This window comes from Acidiplasma cupricumulans, assembly GCF_001402935.1.
GTDB lineage: Archaea > Thermoplasmatota > Thermoplasmata > Thermoplasmatales > Thermoplasmataceae > Acidiplasma > Acidiplasma aeolicum.
Genome location: NZ_LKBH01000234.1, coordinates 1 through 529 on the forward strand (window position 1 = coordinate 1; position 529 = coordinate 529).

Sequence of the window (529 nt, forward strand, 5' to 3'; positions counted from 1 at the left end):
TCTAATAAAATCTCATACTGGCCAAAGCCTATCATTTTGCCCTTTATTGTCTCACCGTTTAATAATGAAAAAATAAGATCTTTATTTAACAGATCCCTGCCAAAGATATCTATGTGTTCCGGATTTAACGGATTATAATACCTTGGATCCTGGATCTCTTTCTTCTTTTTTTCATGTTTTTTGTTATCGATGCTATCATTTGCTTCTTTATTTTCCTGTTTAACATTGCTGCTGGGCCTATCATTGTTTTTATTATTGGTTTCCCTGAATACTATTTTAAATGAACCATCTGGATTCTGCACCCTTATTGCCTCCTTCATTGTTTATCATCCCCCAGTGGTGTACCGCACATTATGCAGAATTTGGAACCTTTTAAATTGAAATAACCGCATTCTCTGCATATTAACTTTAAAGAATCATTGAACTCTTTTTTTATATTTTCATTTACCATTGCATATTTCACATGAATGCAGTCAAAGGAATTGCACATCTCACAGAATGGCTTCAGTGTAAACTTTTCTATTATGAT

Annotated in this window: 2 protein-coding genes; both read right to left on the reverse strand. The window is 33.1% G+C overall.

Annotated features, from left to right (window positions below):
* The coding region (locus AOG55_RS06520) for a hypothetical protein (RefSeq protein ID WP_156318783.1) at positions 1–320 on the reverse strand (320 nt) is incomplete at its 3' end.
* A partial coding sequence (locus tag AOG55_RS09670) for a zinc-ribbon domain-containing protein (RefSeq protein WP_236688983.1) occupies positions 317–529 on the reverse strand: 213 nt, incomplete at its 5' end. The genes AOG55_RS06520 and AOG55_RS09670, both read right to left, overlap by 4 nt.